The sequence below is a fragment of the Terribacillus saccharophilus genome, assembly GCF_000725365.1.
GTDB lineage: Bacteria > Bacillota > Bacilli > Bacillales > Amphibacillaceae > Terribacillus > Terribacillus saccharophilus.
This window is the reverse complement of sequence record NZ_CP008876.1, coordinates 409,778-430,557: the sequence shown is the minus strand read 5'-3', so window position 1 is coordinate 430,557 and position 20,780 is coordinate 409,778. Positions and strand designations below refer to the sequence as shown.

At 39.4% G+C, this 20,780-nt stretch carries 22 protein-coding genes; 8 read left to right on the top strand and 14 right to left on the bottom strand.

Features of this window, described 5'->3' with window-relative positions:
- Positions 1 to 111: 111 nt before the first annotated feature.
- Together GZ22_RS02300 and melA are read right to left on the bottom strand one after the other, a co-directional pair.
- On the bottom strand, positions 112 to 1,362 hold the full coding sequence (locus tag GZ22_RS02300) for an ABC transporter substrate-binding protein (RefSeq protein ID WP_038558288.1): 1,251 nt from the start codon (positions 1,360 to 1,362) through the stop codon (positions 112 to 114).
- Positions 1,363 to 1,447: 85 nt separating this feature from the next.
- The gene (melA, locus tag GZ22_RS02295) at positions 1,448 to 2,773 is read right to left on the bottom strand and encodes an alpha-glucosidase/alpha-galactosidase (RefSeq protein WP_038558286.1); all 1,326 of its coding nucleotides are present in this window, start codon (positions 2,771 to 2,773) and stop codon (positions 1,448 to 1,450) included.
- 387 nt (positions 2,774 to 3,160) lie between these two features.
- Between melA and GZ22_RS02290 the strand changes: the two genes are divergently transcribed.
- Both GZ22_RS02290 and GZ22_RS18505 read left to right on the top strand, forming a co-directional pair.
- Positions 3,161 to 4,213 carry a tetratricopeptide repeat protein gene (locus tag GZ22_RS02290; protein WP_038558284.1) on the top strand — a complete coding sequence of 351 codons (1,053 nt, stop codon included), beginning with the start codon at positions 3,161 to 3,163 and terminating at the stop codon, positions 4,211 to 4,213.
- Between the two features lie 16 nt (positions 4,214 to 4,229).
- Positions 4,230 to 4,370 (top strand): hypothetical protein, encoded by a 141-nt coding sequence (locus GZ22_RS18505; RefSeq protein WP_164072003.1) that lies wholly within the window; start codon positions 4,230 to 4,232, stop codon positions 4,368 to 4,370.
- A 92-nt stretch (positions 4,371 to 4,462) separates the two neighbouring features.
- On the opposite strand, the gene GZ22_RS02285 is transcribed toward GZ22_RS18505, so the two are convergent.
- Positions 4,463 to 5,689 carry a CynX/NimT family MFS transporter gene (locus tag GZ22_RS02285; RefSeq protein WP_038558282.1) on the bottom strand — a complete coding sequence of 409 codons (1,227 nt, stop codon included), beginning with the start codon at positions 5,687 to 5,689 and terminating at the stop codon, positions 4,463 to 4,465.
- 180 nt (positions 5,690 to 5,869) lie between these two features.
- Here GZ22_RS02285 and GZ22_RS02280 point away from each other — a divergent pair, with 180 nt between their 5' ends.
- On the top strand, positions 5,870 to 6,364 hold the full coding sequence (locus GZ22_RS02280) for a hypothetical protein (RefSeq protein ID WP_038558280.1): 495 nt from the start codon (positions 5,870 to 5,872) through the stop codon (positions 6,362 to 6,364).
- Positions 6,365 to 6,433: 69 nt separating this feature from the next.
- Here the strand turns inward: GZ22_RS02280 and GZ22_RS02275 are convergent, their stop codons facing one another.
- Positions 6,434 to 6,814 carry a hypothetical protein gene (locus tag GZ22_RS02275; RefSeq protein ID WP_123921880.1) on the bottom strand — a complete coding sequence of 127 codons (381 nt, stop codon included), beginning with the start codon at positions 6,812 to 6,814 and terminating at the stop codon, positions 6,434 to 6,436.
- A 215-nt stretch (positions 6,815 to 7,029) separates the two neighbouring features.
- The gene (locus GZ22_RS18500) at positions 7,030 to 7,200 is read right to left on the bottom strand and encodes a hypothetical protein (RefSeq protein WP_164072001.1); all 171 of its coding nucleotides are present in this window, start codon (positions 7,198 to 7,200) and stop codon (positions 7,030 to 7,032) included.
- Positions 7,201 to 7,679: 479 nt separating this feature from the next.
- On the opposite strand from GZ22_RS18500, the gene GZ22_RS17930 reads away from it, so the two are divergent.
- Both GZ22_RS17930 and GZ22_RS17925 read left to right on the top strand, forming a co-directional pair.
- Complete coding sequence (locus GZ22_RS17930; RefSeq protein WP_051747961.1) at positions 7,680 to 8,000, top strand: hypothetical protein; 321 nt, start codon at positions 7,680 to 7,682, stop codon at positions 7,998 to 8,000.
- Between the two features lie 77 nt (positions 8,001 to 8,077).
- Entirely contained in the window at positions 8,078 to 8,287 is a 210-nt protein-coding gene (locus tag GZ22_RS17925) for a hypothetical protein (protein WP_123921879.1), read from the top strand.
- A 621-nt stretch (positions 8,288 to 8,908) separates the two neighbouring features.
- On the opposite strand, the gene GZ22_RS02260 is transcribed toward GZ22_RS17925, so the two are convergent.
- The 3 genes from GZ22_RS02260 to GZ22_RS02250 form a co-directional block, all read right to left on the bottom strand.
- The gene (locus GZ22_RS02260) at positions 8,909 to 9,685 is read right to left on the bottom strand and encodes a putative hydro-lyase (protein WP_038558272.1); all 777 of its coding nucleotides are present in this window, start codon (positions 9,683 to 9,685) and stop codon (positions 8,909 to 8,911) included.
- Positions 9,686 to 9,758: 73 nt separating this feature from the next.
- Positions 9,759 to 9,950, bottom strand: a complete 192-nt coding sequence (locus GZ22_RS02255) for a hypothetical protein (protein WP_038558270.1) — start codon at positions 9,948 to 9,950, stop codon at positions 9,759 to 9,761.
- A 12-nt stretch (positions 9,951 to 9,962) separates the two neighbouring features.
- On the bottom strand, positions 9,963 to 11,159 hold the full coding sequence (locus tag GZ22_RS02250) for a class I SAM-dependent rRNA methyltransferase (protein ID WP_038558268.1): 1,197 nt from the start codon (positions 11,157 to 11,159) through the stop codon (positions 9,963 to 9,965).
- A gap of 191 nt (positions 11,160 to 11,350) precedes the next feature.
- On the opposite strand from GZ22_RS02250, the gene GZ22_RS02245 reads away from it, so the two are divergent.
- A complete protein-coding gene (locus tag GZ22_RS02245) occupies positions 11,351 to 12,841 on the top strand; it encodes a flotillin family protein (RefSeq protein WP_038558266.1) in 1,491 nt (496 codons plus the stop codon).
- 87 nt (positions 12,842 to 12,928) lie between these two features.
- Here the strand turns inward: GZ22_RS02245 and GZ22_RS02240 are convergent, their stop codons facing one another.
- The 3 genes from GZ22_RS02240 to groES form a co-directional block, all read right to left on the bottom strand.
- Complete coding sequence (locus GZ22_RS02240) at positions 12,929 to 13,900, bottom strand: Gfo/Idh/MocA family protein (RefSeq protein ID WP_038558264.1); 972 nt, start codon at positions 13,898 to 13,900, stop codon at positions 12,929 to 12,931.
- Positions 13,901 to 14,230: 330 nt separating this feature from the next.
- Positions 14,231 to 15,862, bottom strand: a complete 1,632-nt coding sequence (gene groL / locus GZ22_RS02235; RefSeq protein ID WP_038558262.1) for a chaperonin GroEL — start codon at positions 15,860 to 15,862, stop codon at positions 14,231 to 14,233.
- Between the two features lie 52 nt (positions 15,863 to 15,914).
- The gene (gene groES, locus GZ22_RS02230) at positions 15,915 to 16,199 is read right to left on the bottom strand and encodes a co-chaperone GroES (RefSeq protein ID WP_038558259.1); all 285 of its coding nucleotides are present in this window, start codon (positions 16,197 to 16,199) and stop codon (positions 15,915 to 15,917) included.
- Positions 16,200 to 16,466: 267 nt separating this feature from the next.
- On the opposite strand from groES, the gene GZ22_RS02225 reads away from it, so the two are divergent.
- Together GZ22_RS02225 and GZ22_RS02220 are read left to right on the top strand one after the other, a co-directional pair.
- A complete protein-coding gene (locus GZ22_RS02225; RefSeq protein WP_038558257.1) occupies positions 16,467 to 17,195 on the top strand; it encodes a CPBP family intramembrane glutamic endopeptidase in 729 nt (242 codons plus the stop codon).
- A gap of 6 nt (positions 17,196 to 17,201) precedes the next feature.
- The gene (locus GZ22_RS02220; RefSeq protein ID WP_038558255.1) at positions 17,202 to 17,408 is read left to right on the top strand and encodes a DUF4305 domain-containing protein; all 207 of its coding nucleotides are present in this window, start codon (positions 17,202 to 17,204) and stop codon (positions 17,406 to 17,408) included.
- A gap of 86 nt (positions 17,409 to 17,494) precedes the next feature.
- On the opposite strand, the gene GZ22_RS02215 is transcribed toward GZ22_RS02220, so the two are convergent.
- From GZ22_RS02215 to GZ22_RS02205, 3 genes are all read right to left on the bottom strand, one after another.
- A complete protein-coding gene (locus tag GZ22_RS02215) occupies positions 17,495 to 18,004 on the bottom strand; it encodes a GNAT family N-acetyltransferase (RefSeq protein WP_038558253.1) in 510 nt (169 codons plus the stop codon).
- Between the two features lie 66 nt (positions 18,005 to 18,070).
- Positions 18,071 to 18,379 carry a DUF2087 domain-containing protein gene (locus GZ22_RS02210; protein WP_038558250.1) on the bottom strand — a complete coding sequence of 103 codons (309 nt, stop codon included), beginning with the start codon at positions 18,377 to 18,379 and terminating at the stop codon, positions 18,071 to 18,073.
- A 202-nt stretch (positions 18,380 to 18,581) separates the two neighbouring features.
- Positions 18,582 to 20,654, bottom strand: coding sequence for a class I SAM-dependent methyltransferase (locus GZ22_RS02205; RefSeq protein WP_051747956.1), 2,073 nt, complete (start codon positions 20,652 to 20,654; stop codon positions 18,582 to 18,584).
- Positions 20,655 to 20,780: the final 126 nt, after the last annotated feature.

Below are 20,780 nucleotides of genomic sequence, written 5' to 3'. Positions count from 1 at the left end.
TTTTGCTTTCTTTCCCTTTTTTGCTTCTACAGTCGATGATAAAGGCTGATCCATTCTCTTTCATCTCCCTTTACTAAACAGAAGGAGCATCAGCTCCTTCTGCCTGCAATTTTACTTTTTCACTAAGCGACTATATTCTTCGTTCATTTTCTTCGATACTTGTTCCGGCGTCATTGCTCCTGAGACAAGTTCCTGCCCTGTTGCTCCCATTGGATCCCACATTCCGCTAGGTAAGTAAGCACGGTCAAAATAAGGCTCAATCCGAGTACCTTCATACTGGTTATAAAAATCAGCAAAATAATTATCAGCATCAACATTGGTTAACGCATCCGGCAGCGATGTTCCTTCTGCAAATTTTTTCGCGACTTCCGGCTGTGCGATATACTCGATGAATTTCTTAGCTTCTTCCTTATACTCGGAGTCGTTTGAAATGGCTAAGGTAAAGCGCTCACCGCCAATCCAGCTTGGCTCATCATCTGCATGAATTGCAGGAACCGGCATTGTACCCAGCTGTACATCTGGATTCAGCTCAGATACCTCACGTCCAATCGAACCACTCATCATAATAAATGCCACTTTATTTTGAGCTAGTAAATCCGCAACCTGGGTTGTCTGAGCAGTAACAGCATCTTTATTCAGTAATCCTTTATCATTCATTTCCTCCAGCTTCTCCGGCAGGTACGTGTAGTTAGACCAGTCAAAGGATCCATCTAGTAACGCATCACCATGACTATTGGAAGGTGACGTAATTAACAGTGGCGTTGCGAACTGATCAAAGTACTGCCCAAATTGGCTTTTATCTGATCCGCCCAGCCAGAAAGGTACAACCTCCCCGCCACTTTTTTCTTTCACTGTTTCGAGTGCTGTCATGAATTCATCAAAGGTTTCCGGCGGCTCAATTCCATACTCGTCCAACAGATTTTTGTTGTAGGTAATTCCGTCAAGTGCCTGATTTATCGGATAAGCATTCAGCTTCCCAGTCTCATCTGTTAAAATACTCGCCATGGCTTCATCCAGATTCTCCGTCCATGCCATGTCACTTAAATCCTCGGTATATTCGACATATCGTGTAGTTGACCAGCCGTGTGTATCAAATAAATCCGGCATATCGTTTGCTGCCATCTTAACGCGTGCCATCTCTTCATATCCATCGGTCGGATACGTATCTTCAATATCAATATTCGGATTTTCCTCTTCAAATTCAGAAACAACTTCCTTGAAGATTTCTTGGTCTGCCTTATTCGTGGCTGTAGACATGAGCGTTAATTTTGTTTGTCCATCACTATTGGCACTGTTTCCGCAAGCTGACAGTACAAAAGCCGCTGATAAAGAAACTAGAAGTAATGTCATTTTCTTGTTCATGATATCCCTCACATTTCTATTTTTTGATAGACTCTCGCTAATTAAAGCGCTTACATATTGTTTTGAAACAAACAGTCTTTAATTTCTAAAGACTGACTGTTTCATTTTCAGAATAATAAGCAGGCAGCATCTCACCATGTGCCTCAATCAAATCATCACACATACTGATAATGTCCTCCATGGAAAGCTCGGCAGCGGTGTGCGGATCAAGCAAAGCAGCTTGATAGATTTTTTCTTTCGATTTTGTAATGGCTGCTTCAATTGTCAGGAGCTGCGTATTAATATTCGTGCGATTTAATGCCGCCAGCTGTTCCGGCAATTCCCCCATATAAGCAGGTGTAATTCCATTTCTGTTTGCTATACAAGGTACCTCAACGACCGCTTTTTCAGGTAAGTTGCTGATCAATCCTCCCGTATTTACGACATTCCCACCAAAAACAAACGACTCATTTGTTTCCATAGCTTCAATAATCCTTGAACCATATTCACGAGAACGCTTATGGGTTAAGCCTTGATTGTTCAGCAGCTCGCTTTTAGTTTTCTGCCAGTTCTCAATCTGCACCTCACAGCGGCGTGGGTACTCATCCAGCGGAATATTGAGACGATCAATCAATTCCGGATACTTATCTTTAATAAAATACGGATGATATTCCGCATTATGCTCGGAGGATTCAGTCACGTAATAGCCGAATTTGTCCATTAATTCATAACGGACCATATCATGATGCTTTTCTTTTTGTTTTTCTTTGGCGCGCTTCTTAATCTCAGGATACAGATCCTTTCCATTCGATTTAATCTCAAGCAACCAAGCCATATGGTTAATACCTGCAATCCGCTCCTCTATATTCTCATGTGGGATATCCAGATCCTTCAACAAGTCCTTCGTACATACCTGTACACTATGGCATAGCCCGACCATTTTCACATTCGTATAGCGAGAAACTGCACCAGTAAGAGCTGCCATTGGATTTGTGTAATTTAATAGCCAAGCATCCGGACAGACTTCCTCGATATCTTTAGCAATATCAAGCAAAACTGGAATTGTCCGCAGCGACCGGAATATGCCACCTATACCAACAGTATCTGCAATCGTCTGCCGAAGCCCATACTTCTTCGGAATCTCAAAGTCGATAACAGTACTCGGCTTATATCCTCCAACCTGAATCGCGTTAATAACGTAACTCGCATCCTTTAGTGCTTCTTTGCGATCTGTATACGCTTTGATGGTGACATCTGCCTGTAAAGTCAACTTCAAGGCATTTAATAACAGCTCAGACTCTTCTAAACGCTCCTCATTGATATCGAATAATGCAAATTCAAATCCCTGCAGTGCAGGAGATAACATGCAGTCTCCTAATACGTTCTTTGTGAAAATTGTACTTCCAGCTCCGATAAACGTAATTTTTTTCATCTGACAGCCTCCTGATATTCAAAAGATTCCATTTTGGAAATCATTACTCCAGTAAATATTAAAGCGCTTTCAAACATGAAGGCAATGGTAAATAAAATTAAAAAAAGGGTAAAATATTGCTTTCTATATTTTTTAATATCTTCACAATGTTTACTCTAAAATGCTGTAGAGGATCCATCTGTCTGTTGAAGTTTTGTAAGTAAATTGAACAACTAAATCAATTGCATACCAGCGATACTTAAGCGAAGTATATGTTCTATCTCAGGAAATCTAATAGATTATATCGCCATTAAATCATCCACACCGTGTAAATAATTCCCAATACACAAACCGACAATAGTTGGTAAAATAAAACTGTAATCTATTAAATTTAAGGAGCCTTGCACTATGGGTCGAAATAGTACCGAACTTATCGACATTGCAGCTCGTTTAGAAAACTGGTCTGTCAGCATTCGACTGGATAAAAAAGAAGTTGCTGCCAGTATTCATAAAGAACTGCATAGCCACATCGACGAATATGATCATGAATCGAGGATTTCCTACTTCCTATCGGAAAGCCGACATTACATCATTCAGAATGACTTAATGAAAAGTATTGCCTCATTAGAACAAGCAAAGGAGTTCTACGAACACTTCTCAGACACCCACCGTTATCACCTTCATTTAGCAGAAGCTATGATCTTTTATGAAGAAGAACATTACCAAGAAGCACTGGATGGTTTCGAAAAAGCCGAAAGATATCTCCATAAACTTAGTGACTCTGTAGATATTGGCGAGTTTCATTTTCGGAAGGCTATGGCTTATTTCTTCTTAGAAATTATTGCCCTATCAGTAGTACATACAGAAAAAGCCATTCAATCATTTAAACCACATCAACCGTTTCATTTTTTGTTAGCACGTTCGGAAATGCTGCAGGGGATAAATTTTATCGAGCTTTCCAATTATGATTTAGCAGAAGAATATCTTCATAACGCTCTCACACATGCTAGAAAAACAGAAGAACATGCTTTGATTTCATACATTAACCACAATCTTGGCGGGCTTTATACGAGACGAGACTTACCAGCTGCTGCTATTCGTTATTTGGAGGAAGCATACAAAAATAATCAACAACGCACACAATTAAAAGTTTTATTCTTGTTAGCTGATTGCTATTGGAAGACTAATCAACGTTCTAAAGCTATAAGAGCATATAAAGAGGGATTCGAAGCTAGCATTAAGGAAGATAATATGAAGATGAAATGGGAATTCGCCATGCTGCATAAAAAATATGAAGATAGATTAAATTTTGAAAGCGTATGGCAAGAAGGTATAGACTACTTTCGCAGAATCAACGATAATTACAATATAAGGCATTACACAAGAGAGTTAGCTGACTATTATTCTTCCATGAAAAAATACGAACTTGCCAATCGGTACTATGCACTTGCTTTACAATAAAAAGGAGGGCTTTAATATGAAGAAAGTAACTTTTACTTTGATTCTAGCAATCACGATTATTGTAAGTGGACTAACAGGCTATGCTGACCATGGCTCTACCGCAAGTAACAAAAACGATCCAGGTGGCGGCGGTCTTTCCATCATCTTAGATAAATAAGCATAAAAAAGAGGATCACTCGGTGATCTTCTTTTTTGCCTTTATACATAGATACTTATTTACACTCTAACCGCTAAAAACAAAGTAATGATTTATTCCTCACCTTTTGGTTCTGCACCTAAAGATATCTTTTGATTCTGACCTGCAATTGTCCCTAAAAAGGCAATACATAAAGCAGCAATCATAAGAATAATGAGCGGTACCATCCATCCGTTCGTCTTTTCAGCGATGGTACCAAGCAGAAGCGGTCCCATTGCAGCAACCAAATAGCCAACCGATTGAGCCATGCTTGATAGCTGAGAAGATTCGGCTATTGAATTAGTACGGAGAACAAAGAACATCATGGCTAAACTGAATGCTGTTCCTGCACCAACCCCCGTTAATACAAGTGGCGCGATGATAAGATTAGAGGAAATTAACGAAACCCCTACTAATCCAAAGAAGAATAATAGACCCGCAATACAGCCAATTAGCCGCTGGCTTTTCATTCTGCCGGCAATAATAGGTGCGATGAATGTAGTTGGAATCAGACCTAGCTGATAAATGGCAATAAGCCAGCCTGCTTCACTTTCATCGAACCCTTTGGTCATTAATATATCTGGCAGCCACGTAAACAGGCTGTACGGTATGAATGATTGCAAACCCATAAATAGCGTTACGGCCCACGCAATCTTAGATTTGACAATTCTCCGAGAGGATTTGTTCTCTACTTTCACGAACACTTTCTTCTCCGAACGTGCTGCCGGCAGTCGAAGCAGCAATATAATAATTGCTATTAGTGAAAGAATACTCCACATTTGTAACGCATTTCGCCAGCCGAAGCTAGGTACAGATGCAATCGGCACAGAAATACCTGAAGCAAGTGCACCGAAAATATTCATCGAAACAGAATATATGCCCGTCATCAGTCCTATTTGATAAGGAAAACTAGACTTGATCAAACCCGGCATTAGCACATTACCAAAAGCAATCGCCATGCCAAGCAAAACAGTACCAAATAACAATAATGGAAGACCGCTTAAAGCCCGAATAAAAATACCAACAGTCAGCATGCACATAGCAGCTAACAGTGTTAACTCCATACCGAACTTACTTGATATTTTCGGTACTAACGAGGAAAAAACGCCAAAAGCAAGCAATGGCAATGTATTTACTAAACCAACCATGGAGTTAGAAACGTCCAGTTCTTCGCGGAAGAATGGTATAAGCGGCCCAACAGAAGTGAGCGGTGAACGCAAGGTAGCAGCAATAAAAAGAATTGCTAATATTAATAAAAATGTATAATAACGTTTTTGCTTATTTGTTGTAGATCTGTTCACATAAAATATCCTTCCTAAGTAAGATGCAATAATTCATCATAACAAATAATTTAAACTGGAAGAAGAAGTTTATTCAACAGTTAATAATTTTTATGAAGAGAGCATCTTTCTTTAGGCATTCGCACAGTCCTTTAGGCAAGGACCTACATATCGTACATGGAAAACAATGGAGGTATGTATATGACCAATTTTTATTCCTTCCATGGAACTGTAACGATGATTAGTGATTTCCAGGGCAATGGCCGAGCGGATGGCTGTTATAAATTCTTTACTGTCGAAAACGATACAGGATCAATAGTGAACTTTGTTGTATCACCTACTACTTACTTCGTTGATCATGCAATGGTATCCGTAGGTGATCGTGTGACTGGCTATTATGATGGAGATGCACCTGCGATTCTTATTTATCCTCCGCAGTATCCAGCACTTGTTATGGTAAAGGAAAGCCCTAACCAGAATGTAAAGGTCAGCTTCTTCGATAATCAGCTGTTGAGCAGTGATGGACAATTGAAGCTGAATATATCCCAAGCTACGCCGCTGCTATTAACGAACGGGCAAGCTTTTACCGGTAACCTTCGTAACCGGGATTTAATTGTTGTATATGGACCCACTACAATGAGCATTCCCGCTCAAACCACTCCTTATTGGGTCATAGTTTTGTGTAAAAGTTTATAGAAAAACGTGAAATCTTGGTAATCAAGATTTCACGTTTTTTTGAGCATACAATATAGCCGTTCTGTTGTTTTACTGCTTTCTTATTTCAACTGCTAATCTTAAGTTCGAGATAATTCCAAGCAGCACTATGAATGAACAAACTCCCTTTTCAAAAGCTGTGCCTAGCAGTTGTTGTATAAGGCCAACAAAACACATCACAACAAGAAACCAACATATAATAGTTATGCCCCTATTGAATCTTCTGGCTTTATTTTCAGCAGCAAAAAAAGTGAATAGTCCTCCTATAATACAAACGACAATACTGATGATAGATAGTTGAAGTTGATTTGCAAAAGAATCAGATCGTCCGCCATTCACCCATGTATATGGTAGGATACCGCTAATAACTAAAACATGAATTAAGATTGTGAAAGAGTAGAAACAAATCCCTAATAATACAGCCGTTTTCATACTTATATACCTAATAGTGTCAAACAAGAAATCACCTCTGATTCGAGCTTAGCCTTCTGATAATTATGTTCACTTAAGTGGCTAGTAACTACGTATATGTATACTTTCTACTACACATACCTATTTTCACTTCTATATTAGTGCACTTGTATTTCTCCTAATTTAAGAAATAAAAAAAGGCGTACCAAGATGGAACGCCTTTTAAACACTACATATCATTCAGATTGATCTGTATCTTCTTCTGTATCATTCGTATCATCTTCTTGTTCTTGTTCTTGTTCCTCAATTTGCACATCATCAGCTGGATCTTCATCATCATTGTTATTACATGCCGCCAACGTTAGGACCGATACCATTCCCAATGCCACCATCCATTTTTTAAGCATTGAAACCTCTCCCCTTTAAGAAATTAAGGTACATATGTAAGATACCAGAAGCATGTTAAGAAGAAGTCAATTCATTGTAAACAGGCTGTTAATGCGAACGATTATTATTGACGTTAATCGACATGATGGATTCTTCTACAAATATGTTTATATACCTGAAAATGTAGTTAACCCAGATTAATCTGCAGCTGCTTTTAGGCTAATTTGAATACCTGACTTTCTCTTTTTTCATCTCTTTTAATCCTTTAAAATTAAATAGATTTGTCGATATATAAACAGTGCATACTAATGAATCGGAAAGGAATATTTTGGATTGGGAACCTTGATAGTTTTTACATTAGTTTAATCAGTATAATGATATTACTAGAGTTTCTTATTGTGATCCTAATTCTGTTTGTAGTGGGACACTTTATTATTTTAAAAACATAAGAACTAGCTTATAAATTATTCTATTAGAGATAGATAAAGGGAGAGATTTAATGGGCAGGAACAACAAACGACGGCATTTACAAAGCTCAGCTCAATTGAAACGTGAGGTTGCTACTAGCAAGAGGATAAGAATTATATTTGGCTTCATCATGGTAATGAGTACTTTTGTTATTTTAGGTGTATCTTCTATGGTTTTAAGAACATTCTTTGCTTCAAGCCTTTATCATGCATTCATCTATGATTGGATAGGAACTGCCTTGTTGTACTTGGCTGCCTTGACCCTGATTGCCTTTTTTGTGTACACAAGTCTTGTTATTACAATAAAAATCCACAGAAAGTCGGCAAAAGACAGGTATTTTATTTTGGTTTAACAGGGATAATTTGTTTTACCATAGGTGTTTTCATTGTCCCACAATTAAGTTCTTTAACAATTAATAGTATGGGAGATATGAGGGATTACTCAAATGGCGCGATGCATGTAGATGACTTTGAAGTGGTGGATGTATATACTGGTGGCCACTCAACTATTGCACTCATCACAACAGATGAACGAGATCTTACACTGATGATCAACAATTATCAGATAGAAGAAGGCAAGCTATACCGATTTACATACTTGGAGCGGACTGGCACTATCTTAAGTGTTGAAGAGCAGTAATTCATTGCTTACATTCTTTAAGTACAATTCAAGACAGAAAAAAATTACGGTACAGTATATCATTGTATAGTCATTCAATAATAGGAACTGAACTGCATCCATCAATTATGTAGTTCAAGATTGCCCTTATCCTCTGTAACTTGTTATTAATCGTATTTGGTCCATTACCTTGTTGTTGGCAGGATACAAGATGCTGCTTAACAGAATTACTTGTGATGTCTTCGATATTCTGCAAATCCAAAGACATTAGTATCTCTCGCTTTTGTTAGTGTCGAAATTGATAGATTCTATAATAATTTTTAAATACCGGCTGTTTCTGAGTCCGTAATTTTTGCGCTTTCCTCTTCACTTAAACCATCTTTGCAATCCCACGTGGTATAAAATTGAATTTGTTGATTGTTGTCGTTCCACAATAAGCCTGTAACTCCATCAACTTTTCCGCTTTTTGCTTCTGCATCGGATTCTAGGAGAATGTGGAGTGAAGCTCTTGGGCATGGCTTATGCTTACGAGCAAGCGACGAAACATAGAGCCACTCCCATTTTAGTAGAAGAATAAAGTTTAGAAAAAGCGCCAAACCCTTAAGTTTGGCGCTTTTTTAGAGCTAACTTGAAGCAATGTATTCAAGAATTATCACGTAAAAATTCATCATTCGTAACATCAGTAATAAACATATGGCCCGGCGCATGCGTAATCACAAATGGAATTTGTGAATGGATTGCTGCAGATTGAGGTGTTACGCCACATTCCCAAAAAACAGGTGTTTCTCCTTCACCGAACTCCGTAAATTCACCAAAATCCGGCTCACTAATATCGTCGATACCTATTTCTTTAGGATCTCCAACGTGAATTGGAGATCCATGCATGTTTGGAAACTGTGCGGTGACATCAATTGCCTTTTGAACTAGCTCATTTTTAATGGGTCTCATGGAGACTACAACAGGTCCACTAAATTCACCAGCTTGCTTCGTTTGACGGTTAGTTATATACATCGCAACATTTCTGTTCTGCTCGATATGCTTTAACGGAACGCCTTCCTTTAGTAATGCACTTTCAAAGGTAAAGCTGCAGCCTATCAAGAAAGATACAAAGTCATCCCGCCAGATTTCTTTAAGATCCTGACGCTTCTCCGTCAGTTTACCGTTCTCATATACAAAGTAAAGCGGAATATCACTTCTAATATCTGAGCCAGTTGCAAGAGCAGACTCAACCACACCTGGTTCTAATACATCAATTATTGGACAAGACTTTGGGTTCCGATTAGCAAACAATAGAAAATCAAAAGCATATTCCTTTGGTACAATTACTAAATTAGCTTGAACATAATCACTGCCTAAGCCAGAAGTATGGGTATTGTGTTCACCGCTTCTGATTTTTTCTCTTATCGTGCTTGGATTCATTTGTAATTCCCCCTGTCTCTCTATTTAATTCCAATACTAACTCACTCACCTAGATTGTGTATATCTTTGTCTCCTATTTTCTCGGACGTTCTAATTCTTTATATTCCTCCATATATTTACCACTATTAGCTACAAAGGAATGATAAAGAGCTTTTATTGCTAAATTTTTCTCTAAACCCATTTCAGCTTTCAGTCTCTTTAACTCCGCATGTAATTCACTTTGTTGGTTAATTAATTTCGTCATAGTTGTTTTAGTGTATTTCATTTGAACACATCCTTAATTCATTACCTTTATAAATACGACTTTTAAATAGTTAAATTCGGGATAGTTGTGCGGTACCGTAAAATCTTCTGGCAATTGATGTTCTTCTAAGATTTTGTAGCGTGTATTTGATTCCGTAAATGCTTTATCTATAAAGCCCTTAAACTTTTTCATGTTGAAGCTTGCGTTATTTGTGGAAGCAATAATTACTCCACCCTGATTTGTAATTTTCAAGGTGTCTTTTAGCAGCTTTGGATAATCCTTTGCAGTACTAAATGTTATTTTTTTTGTCCGCGCAAAGCTCGGAGGATCCAATACAACAACATCAAATTTCAACTCATGACGGGCCGCATATCGGAAGTAATCAAAGACATCCATTACCTTAATATCTTGCGCTTCATATTCGATCTCGTTGACTGCAAATTGCTCAATCGTTTTTGGCAGGCTTCGTTTTGCTACATCCACACTAGTTGTTCCTGTCGCACCGCCAAGAACTGCTGCTACAGAGAACGCACCTGTATAAGAGAATGTATTTAAAACCGTTTTTCCCTTTGAATAATGGTCACGTAATGCTTTTCGTACATTGCGTTGATCTAAGAATATTCCAGTCATTGCGCCATCATTTAAATCTACCGCATATTTCATTCCGTTTTCCATAACGATTAAAGGAAATTCTCCCTTTTCACCTGACACATAATCATCTTGTTCCACATATTGTCCATTCGTATTAAACCGTAATTTTTCATATAAACCACGAACTTCTACAACTTCACGTAAAGCTTGATATATCTCTTCACGGAAAGAATAAATACCTTCACTATACCAACTCACCATATAAAAGCCGCTATAGAAATCAATAATCAATCCTCCGATACCGTCCCCTTCTCCATTAAACACACGAAAAGCAGTTGTATCTTCTGCTTCATATAAATTCTTCCGCCTTGCAACAGCTTCACTAATCTTCTTAACTAAAAACTGCTTATCAATTTTCTCTTGTTCCTTGCGAGTCAAAACCCAGCCAATCCCTTTATTTTGTAACCCATAATATGCTGTTGCAAGATACCTGCTGCTTGAATCAACTAGGCGCAAGATGCTCCCCTCATCCATCGCCACTCCTGAAGTTTCAACTGCTTCTTTTGATAGTAACGGATAGCCATTCTTTATATCTGTAACGAATTTGGATTTAATTTTTACTTCTACTAATTGTCTCATGTAGTCATCCTTAATTTTTATGTTTTATTTTTATTATGCCATTATTTTATTGAATAAGCGAAAGTAGCAATATGTTCACCTGTCCTTACTGTGCTTTATATAATTATCTTTGAATCCTCTTAAAATTATTGAAACTAAGAATACTTGTAAGTCGTATAAATATAAAATACATAAAAAGGGGAAATGCACACATGTTAGAAGGAATAACAATTGTTTCCATCATTATTATGCTAGTTGTACTGGCAGCTATCGCAGGAACTGCATGGTTCATTTACATGAAAATCAGATTCCGCACCGTGCCGTCCAACGAAGCACTCATCGTTACCGGCCCGAAACTTGGCGATGAGACAAAGGAAACGAATATTTATAAAGATGATCAAGGACGCTATATGAAAGTTATCCGCGGTGGCGGGCACAGACTAAGAATGTTCCAAACTGGTACAAAAGTATCTCTGAAATCATTCCAATTACAAATCAAAACACCAAAAGTATATACAGCACAACACGTTGCTGTATACGGAGAAGCTGTCGCAACAGTCAAAGTAGCCGACACATTGGAAGGAATCGTGCGATATGCCGAGCAGTTCTTGGGGAAAGCGCAGGGAGAAATAGAGCAGGAAATTGGCGAAGTATTAAACTCCAGTTTGCGTGCAATTTTATCAAGTATGACCGTTGAGCAAATCAACGGTGACCGAGAACGATTCAATGAAGACGTACGTAAAATTGCACAAAAAGAACTAAATGATATGGGCTTCCGCATCACATCACTTGGACTCACAGACATCAGCGATGATGAAGGATACTTAGAAAACTTGGGTCGTCCGCAAATCGCAAAAATCGAAAAAGAAGCTGAAATAGCAGAAGCGAACAACAAACGCGAAACCGAACTCAAACGGGCAGAAGTAAACGAAGAAGTATCTCGCGAGAAATACCAGCGTGAAATGAACATCGCAGAAGTCCGTAAAACAAAAGACATTAAAGATGCCCAAATCAAAGCGGAAACAGAGCGCGAAAGAGCCATCGCCGAAGCTGCATACGAATTGGAAAAAGAAGAAAAACGCTTGGGTATCGAAAAACAACGTCTTGAAATACGAGAACAGGAACAAGAAAGTGAATTAAGACTGCGCCAAAAAGAACGTGAAAACGACGTTAAACTGGAACAGCAGCAAGTAGAAGTACAAAAGCAAAAAGCCGAAGCTGAATACCTCACTAAAACAAGAGAAGCACAAGCCCGTGCCGAAGCAAGAAGAGTCGAAGGTGAAGCGGAAGCCGAGGTTATCAAACAAAAGAGCATCGCAGAGATCGAAGCGATCGAGAAACGCGCTCAAGCAATGGCAAAACACCAAGACGTCATCCTACGCGAGAAACTCATCGACATCATGCCAGATTATGCAAGAGCAATCAGTGAATCATTCAGCAATGTCGAGTCTATCCGTATTTTGGATAATGGATCAGGCGGTGGAATCAACTCCTTGCCTAACACCGTGACAAATACGATGGCGAATTTGCAAGAGAGTCTTGGGCAGATGACAGGGTTTGATTTGGAAGGTTTTTTGCAGAACATTAGCACTCCAAAATCAAATAAGAGTACAGATGAAGATAATGTAAAATCAGATCAACAGCAAATCCCAGTTAATGATTCTATCATACGTTTTGAAGAAGAAGACACAAATCCCGAGTAAAACATAGACACCTGCGTTAATGCACAGGTGTCCTTAAGAAAGGAGCCCTGACCCAAATCAGTGCTCCTTCTTTTATTACCTTTATTTTTAAAGCTTAACAGGTACACCACTTCTCGCAGACTCCAATGCAGCATACGTCACCTCATGAGTTAGACATGCATCACTATAATCTGAGCGGATTTTTGAGGTGTCGCCAGTACGGACGGCATGAATAAATGCCTCATTTTCCAGAACGTATGGATTGTCTGTATCCTTATAAGCCGTCTTTATGCCTTCTTGGTCTATTTCTAGCTTATCGCCCTGCCAATCTAGTATTCCTTTATCTGTATAAAGCTTGAGCCCAACTTCTCCCATGCCACTAGGAAGGATAAACGTATTTGACAGGTTAGCTATCACGCCATTTTGCAGCCGTAAACTTACCGTACCAATGTCCGGCACCGTAACATTATCGTGCTTGTTATGCTGTACTTGATTGCCATACATCGCGTAAACTTCTTCAACCTCACCGCAGATGTATCTTAGTAAATCTACAATATGCGTTGTTTGTTCGATAAATTGACCCCCAGACTTCTCTTGATCTCTCCACCAACCTACCATGGGCATCTCACCCATCCATTTACCTAATACCATGCCAAGCGTTTGTCCATTTACGTTTTCCTTTAGATACTCAACCGAATCAGTGTATCGAAAATGATACCCAACAGACGTAATCAGAGAACTTTCATTCAAACGCTCCAACACCTTGGCAGGGATCTTGTCCTCTGTCCCCAGTGGCTTTTCGATGAGGAAAGGAATACCACGCCCTATAAGCTCTAATTCAATCTCTCCCCGAACCATTGGCGGCGTAACAATATAAACCGCATCAAGCTCCTCTGCATCCAGCATTTCCACATACTGATTATACCCAATTGCACCCTCATAATCGGACGCCATATCCGCTGCTTTCTCTTTGCTTGTTCCGCAAATAGCTTGGATCTGAACCCCATCCATCTTAGATAGAATGTCCGCATGCTTGCGGCTAAACCAACCTGTTCCAATCATTCCAATTTTGAGTGTCATGTTTTTCTCTCCCTTGTTTGTTGGTAGTGAGCTGTAAAATAGAAAGATGTTGCTTACGTTTCAGTGGCGTGGTGTCCTAACGGGTCACTTTGATAAAAGCAGCTTTGAGGTAGTTAAATTCCGGATAGTGATTTAGTACTGTGAAATCTTCTGACAACTGATATTATTCTTAAACCCATAATGAAAATAGAAAAGAAAAAGCCTCCCAAAAGTCCATTGACCATTGAGAGGCTTCTTAGATTTAATTGGCTTTTTAGAAAAAACCAATTAAAAATCTATATTCATTTATAGAGTTTCAAATCCTTGTGTAGCAAAGGGTTTGAGGACAGATTACATCATTCCGCCCATTCCACCCATACCGCCCATGTCAGGCATGCCGCCGCCAGCGTTTTCTTCTGGCTTGTCAGCTACTACTGCTTCAGTAGTTAGGAACATAGCTGCTACGGATGCTGCGTTTTGAAGTGCGGAGCGTGTAACTTTAGTTGGGTCAACGATACCTGTTTCAAGCATGTTTACCCATTCGCCTGTTGCTGCGTTGAAGCCGATGCCGACGTCTTCTTTTTTAAGACGTTCGATGATAACGGATCCTTCAAGGCCTGCGTTGTGTGCGATTTGGCGAACTGGTTCTTCGATTGCACGAAGGACGATTTTCGCACCAGTTTCTTCGTCGCCAGTTAGTTCGAGACCTGCAACGTGGTTGTAGATGTTAACTAGAGCTGTACCACCACCGGCTACGATACCTTCTTCTACTGCTGCGCGAGTAGAGTTAAGGGCGTCTTCGATGCGTAGTTTGCGTTCTTTCAATTCTGTTTCAGTAGCAGCACCGACTTTAATTACTGCAACACCGCCAGAAAGTTTCGCTAGGCGCTCTTGTAGTTTTTCTTTATCGAATTCAGAAGTAGTTTCTTCTACTTGTGCACGGATTTGTGCTACGCGGGAAGAAATGTTTTCTGGGTTACCGTTACCTTCAACGACAGTTGTGTTTTCTTTTGTAACAACAACTTTAGAAGCGCGGCCAAGCTGCGTGATTTGCGTGTTCTTCAGATCAAGACCTAGGTCTTCTGTGATCACTTCACCACCAGTTAGTGTCGCGATATCTTCTAGCATTGCTTTACGACGGTCACCGAAGCCAGGAGCTTTAACAGCTACAGCGTTGAATGTTCCGCGTAGTTTGTTTACAACAAGTGTTGCAAGTGCTTCGCCTTCTACGTCTTCAGCGATCATCAATAGAGGCTTGCCTTGTTGTACAACTTGCTCAAGCACAGGAAGTACTTCCTGGATGCTGGAGATTTTTTTATCTGTGATCAAGATGTATGGATCTTCAAGAACTGCTTCCATTTTATCTTGGTCAGAAACCATGTACGGAGAAGCATATCCGCGATCGAATTGCATACCTTCTACAACTTCAAGCTCTGTGTTGAAGCCGCGGGATTCTTCGATAGTGATAACGCCGTCGTTACCAACGCGCTCCATTGCTTCTGCGATTAGTTTACCAACTTCTTCGTCAGCTGCAGAGATTGCCGCTACTTGTGCGATAGACTCTTTGCCTTCGATTGGTTTAGAGATTTCTTTAAGCTGCTTGATAGCTACTTCAACAGCTTTTTCGATACCGCGGCGTACGCCTACTGGGTTCGCACCAGAAGCGACGTTTTTAAGACCTTCGCGGATCATTGCTTGTGCAAGAACCGTTGCTGTAGTTGTACCGTCACCAGCGATTTCGTTTGTTTTAGAAGCAACTTCAGATACAAGCTGCGCACCCATGTTTTCGAATGCATCTTCTAGTTCGATTTCTTTAGCGATTGTCACACCATCATTCGTGATTAGTGGAGAACCGAATTTCTTATCCAAAACGACGTTACGGCCTTTTGGTCCGAGTGTTACTTTAACTGCATCAGCAAGAGTGTCCACACCGCGAAGCATGGAACGACGAGCGTCTTCAGAGAACTTAATGTCTTTAGCCATTAATAAAAACCTCCTAATATATCTTCTATGTTATATAAATCTGTTCTTCGGATTATCCTACTACTGCAAGGATGTCGCTTTCGCGAAGAATTAAGTAATCTTTACCTTCATATTTCAATTCTGTACCAGAGTATTTAGAGAAGATGATCAAATCGCCTTCTGAAACTTCCAGCGCAACTCTTTCTCCATTATCGGTTACACGACCGCTACCGACGGCAACAACTTTACCTTCTTGCGGTTTTTCCTTCGCAGATTCAGGAAGCACGATACCAAATGCTGTTTTTTCCTCCTGCTCTACAAGTTCAATTACGACACGATCGCCTAGTGGCTTCAACATGTGAGAAACCCTCCTTATATAATCGATAATTTGTTTTTTAGCACTCGAGTTAGTTGAGTGCTAACCCAGTTATTATAATAATCAAAACGAAAACGGAATGCAAGCATGACACTCTGATAGTTGTTCGACGAATTCCTTGTTTCTCCTGCCAAGCCTTGGACGAATTAACAGGGTAATTACAATGCGCACCGCTACATACTTACCTGCTTCTTATGTTAAAATACGTAAGATGCCAACTACATAAGTAAGGCGGAAGGAGTCGTTATATTGCCAGCACGTTATTGGTTCGTCATATTGACATATATTGTGATGCAGCTCTCTGCATTCCTGCTTGTTCCTTTCGTTCCTTGGATGAGGGAGCAGAATCTGGATGTTGTGACCATATCGTATTGGTGGAGTCTGATCACCTTCCTGCTCGCTGTCATTATCGTCTGCTTTATGCTGCGTAAGGACATGAGGACACCAGCTATGCGAAACGCCACTGGTCCTGGTATGACGATTGTCTGGATCATTATCGGTTTCTTTGGTGCCTATGCCGGACAGATAATTGCAGGGTTGATCGAGACGTATGTTTTTGGAATTACACAAGGCTCAGAAAATACGTCTAGCATCATGGATGCAGTTCGCGCAGTTCCAGCGTTCGCACTAATCGTAGTTGTATTCGCACCAGTGTTGGAGGAAATCATTTTCCGTAAAATACTATTCGGCGAAATCTACAAGCGAACAAACTTCTTCGTAGCAGTACTTATCTCCGCACTCGTATTCGGTGCCGTACATGGAGACTTCTTACACCTATTGCAATACTTCGTTATGGGTGTCGTTTTTGCAGCTTTATATGTACAAACTAAGCGAATCATCGTACCAATCATCACACACGGCTTGATGAATCTGATGGTCGTAATCATTCAGTTTAATCTCACCCCGGAAAGAATGGAAGAGATAGAAAGAATGCGGAAACAACTCGAAAATATGCAAATGATCATCTTTGGAGGATAAGAATTTATGATACGATCGCCATTGCCCGCCGCGATACTTTACCTTGTAATAGGTGTTTTCTTCGTCTATTGGGCCATTCATGACGTACAGGCAGCGAAAGACTGGACGATTTTCAGCATCTTACTTGCAGTGTTTGCTGCATTTGATTTTTACACATCGTTCCGATATTTCAGTCTGTATTTCAAAATCAAGAAAATGAACAATAAGAAATGAGGAAAACCAGCCGATTGAGGCTGGTTTTTTCGTTCCCTCATTCCTGTTCTATATGTAAGCTTGCCACGCTACAGATTCAGGATATGCTATATCTTCCGATAATATCTCAAGGCAGGATAACTTTCTCCCTCTATATCATGATAGCCAGGTCGCTCATGCTGGACGACGAATCCTCTCGCTTCATAAAAAGGTATGCCCTTCTGATTTCCCTTTGCTACGGATACCCATTGTTCCGTGGCGTTAAACTGCTCTTTTTGCTGTTTGGTCAGGGCATCTAATAATTTCGTTCCTATACCCTCATTACGTCTATCAGGATCTAGATAAAGTACGAAAACCTCCCCAATATCTTCACCGATCATTCCACCGCCGATAGCCCCTAGCACTTCTCCATCTTCGAGCGCAACAAAGTACCCGCCCCAATCTCTGCTCGTCTCCGATACTTCTTTTAAAATTCTCTCGTGATTATAAAACTCTTCGATAACTCCTTGGATGTATTTCTCCGAGCGCGTTTCGCTGTGCGTAGCCCAATAACCGTCGCTGCACACTTTCGATATACCTGCTACATGGTCTGGATTTGCTAGTGTTATATGTATCATAATTGCCTCCTTTATAGATTGTGAGCAATTGATGACTGACATGCTGTTATGTAGATCTCTTAAGATTTATTTTGCAACCTCAACATCTTCATCGCTATTCAACCAGTATTGTGTTCCATCAGATGTCCTCTTAAATAATTCAAATGTTATTAGATATCTTCTTTGTTCGACGTAATCGTCTCTTGAAAACATAGTTAGAAGTTCAGTGTTAATTTCCTGCTCGGAATAGATTTTTCCTTCATCAAATTTCTTTGCAAATTCAGTTGATAAGATATACTTCTTTTTCTCTTTTGCAGGAACACTGATAACTTTACCGTCTTGCATAAAATTAGAGATTACTTGTTTTCTTTCTTTTTCTGTAAAGCTGTATTTCAAGATTTCTCAACTCCTCTTTCATTGCTACTTACTTCCAGAATATACAAGAAGGGATGCATTAGCAATAAAAGGATGGAGTAGGTCTACAAATGGCCTTTTAGATAATTGTTGAATAATAATATCCTTCTTCATTCTTATACTGAATTTGTGTAAGCACCTTTTTTCAAAATAAAAAGAGTGGTTTATCCCACTCCTTTGACGTTTATTCTTTTTCAATTACGATAAAGCAAGTGCTGTCCGGTAGACCTTCTACTCCTTGTTCATCCATAACTTTTACTTTTGGTGAGAGAAACTCTTCATATCCATCTTGTAAGTAATGCTTAAATGCAACTATCCGAGCCTTATCTCCTAATGCTTCCTCTATGGCCTTTTTAAATTCCGATGGAGTAAAGTACCCAAATTGTTCTTGTACTTCATGTGGATAAGCTTCTTCTCCCCATGTGTAGGTATACAGGAACTCCATGGCGTCATTAACCGCGAGTTTGATATTTCCATCATCTACAACGTCATATGCTATCTCTCTGCCCTTAAAATCTTTGACGTATCTACTAAAGAATTCATGTCCTTTTTCATCTTTGAATTTAAGATAACGCATGTCATTTGGCTCTGTCATAATGCCATCCCGAATAATAATTCGTCCGCCGTCATTTAGTACTTCAAATGAACTTTTCAACGCTTGAATAATTACTTCATGATTAAACTTTTTCCCTTTGTACGGAATATAGGAAAACATTTCATGGAGGATAGAGGAAAAGACAATGGTATCGATGCTTCCTGAATCATAGTAATCTTTCAGTTCCAAAGCATCTGCTTGTTTTACCTGCCAACGTTTATTTTCTCTGTTTTTACGTTTGTTCAGTTCTTCTATAACATTTGTAGAGACATCAATTCCGACGACCTCTGCTTCTGGGTGATCTTCTGATAAGATATCTAGCATTACTCCACCGCCAGCACCTATATCAAGCATCAATGTACCCGTAGCGTAATCAGAGATGATTCTTTTATGGTCTTGGCCATTATTCATATCTGTCAGGTATGTTTGTTCATTTTGCAGCCGATCAAAGGCATCTTTTCGGAATCCGAAGAAATCATAGAGTAGAATGGTAGCTCGCTCATAATGAGGAGACTTTTCTGCTTCCTGGCAAAACTCAATTAATTTTTCTCCTGCTGCTGAATAACGAAAACGGACGCCTACAATTTGACCAAAAAGGTCCATTGGTTCTGTTTGTAGCTCAACATGCTCATTTACAGAATTTTTTCCTTGTAAAAGATCTTCTAAGGAGAATTCATTTAGATAAGATTCGATTATACGCTTCTTATAAAGGTTGATAGATTTTTTGCCTTTATAATCATAGTAAATATCCTTCATAAAGGACTCGAAGCTCACTTGCTGAATAGAAAGTGGGTTTATTTTTTGATATATGAGGATGAATATCTTTAAGAACTCTTCCAAAGAAAATTCTTGCAATGCAGATTCTACATACCACATATCTGTTTTCTTAAAGAAGCCTTCTATGTATTTATTTAAGTGTTCATTCTTCATATATTGATCATATTGCTTATCAAAATTCTCTCCCTTTTGGATAGAAGATTGTCGCAGTCTTCTTATCCTCACTTTTAGCGGGAGTTCTTTTAGTTGTTCTTTATTCACAATCGAAGAGATTAAGCGCCCAGTGTCGTCTTTCACCTTATCCCATATGTCATTCGAGACACCTTGAATAATGCATTGATTTAATTTATTGAGAACAACTTCTATATTTACGTCTATATTGTTTTGTTCCTCAACCCAATGAATTAACGGCTGTAACTGTTTATAACGAACCTCTCCTCGTATAAACTGACCAAATAATCCATGAGTTAGGATAAGGGTATAGATTAATTCCTCTTTCTCTAGATCTCGTTGGTGAAGCGATAAATGCATTTGTTCTGCAGCGTATATTTGTGCGGAACCAATATTATGTATGTCGAGTTGAAAGCCATTCTCTCTCCAAATCCTTCTATTATGCCTCATGCCGCCTTTTGCAACTTCTGACCAAACTAGGACTTCCTCAATAATGCTTTTCTCTTTCAATGGCAGATCCATTTCACTTAAAACAAGTAGCGTCCGCTCCACATAAGGCAGGATTGGATTTTCTGGCATCCGCTCGAGTGAATCCACTTGTTCTAAATTGATATGTTGCTCTTTCGTAAGATATAGATACTGCAGCCATTTATTATCTCTGAGTACATTTCTGTCTCCTGATTTAGCTTTTTCTATAAGATTTAGTGATTTCATCAATCGCTTTATCCCCCTTCAAATCAATTTCTTTTCTTCGATGGAAAAGCTCTACTATCTAAGTAATACCACACGCCATGTATAATGGAAATAGCCACCCATTATGAAGCTGACCGGATACAAAGC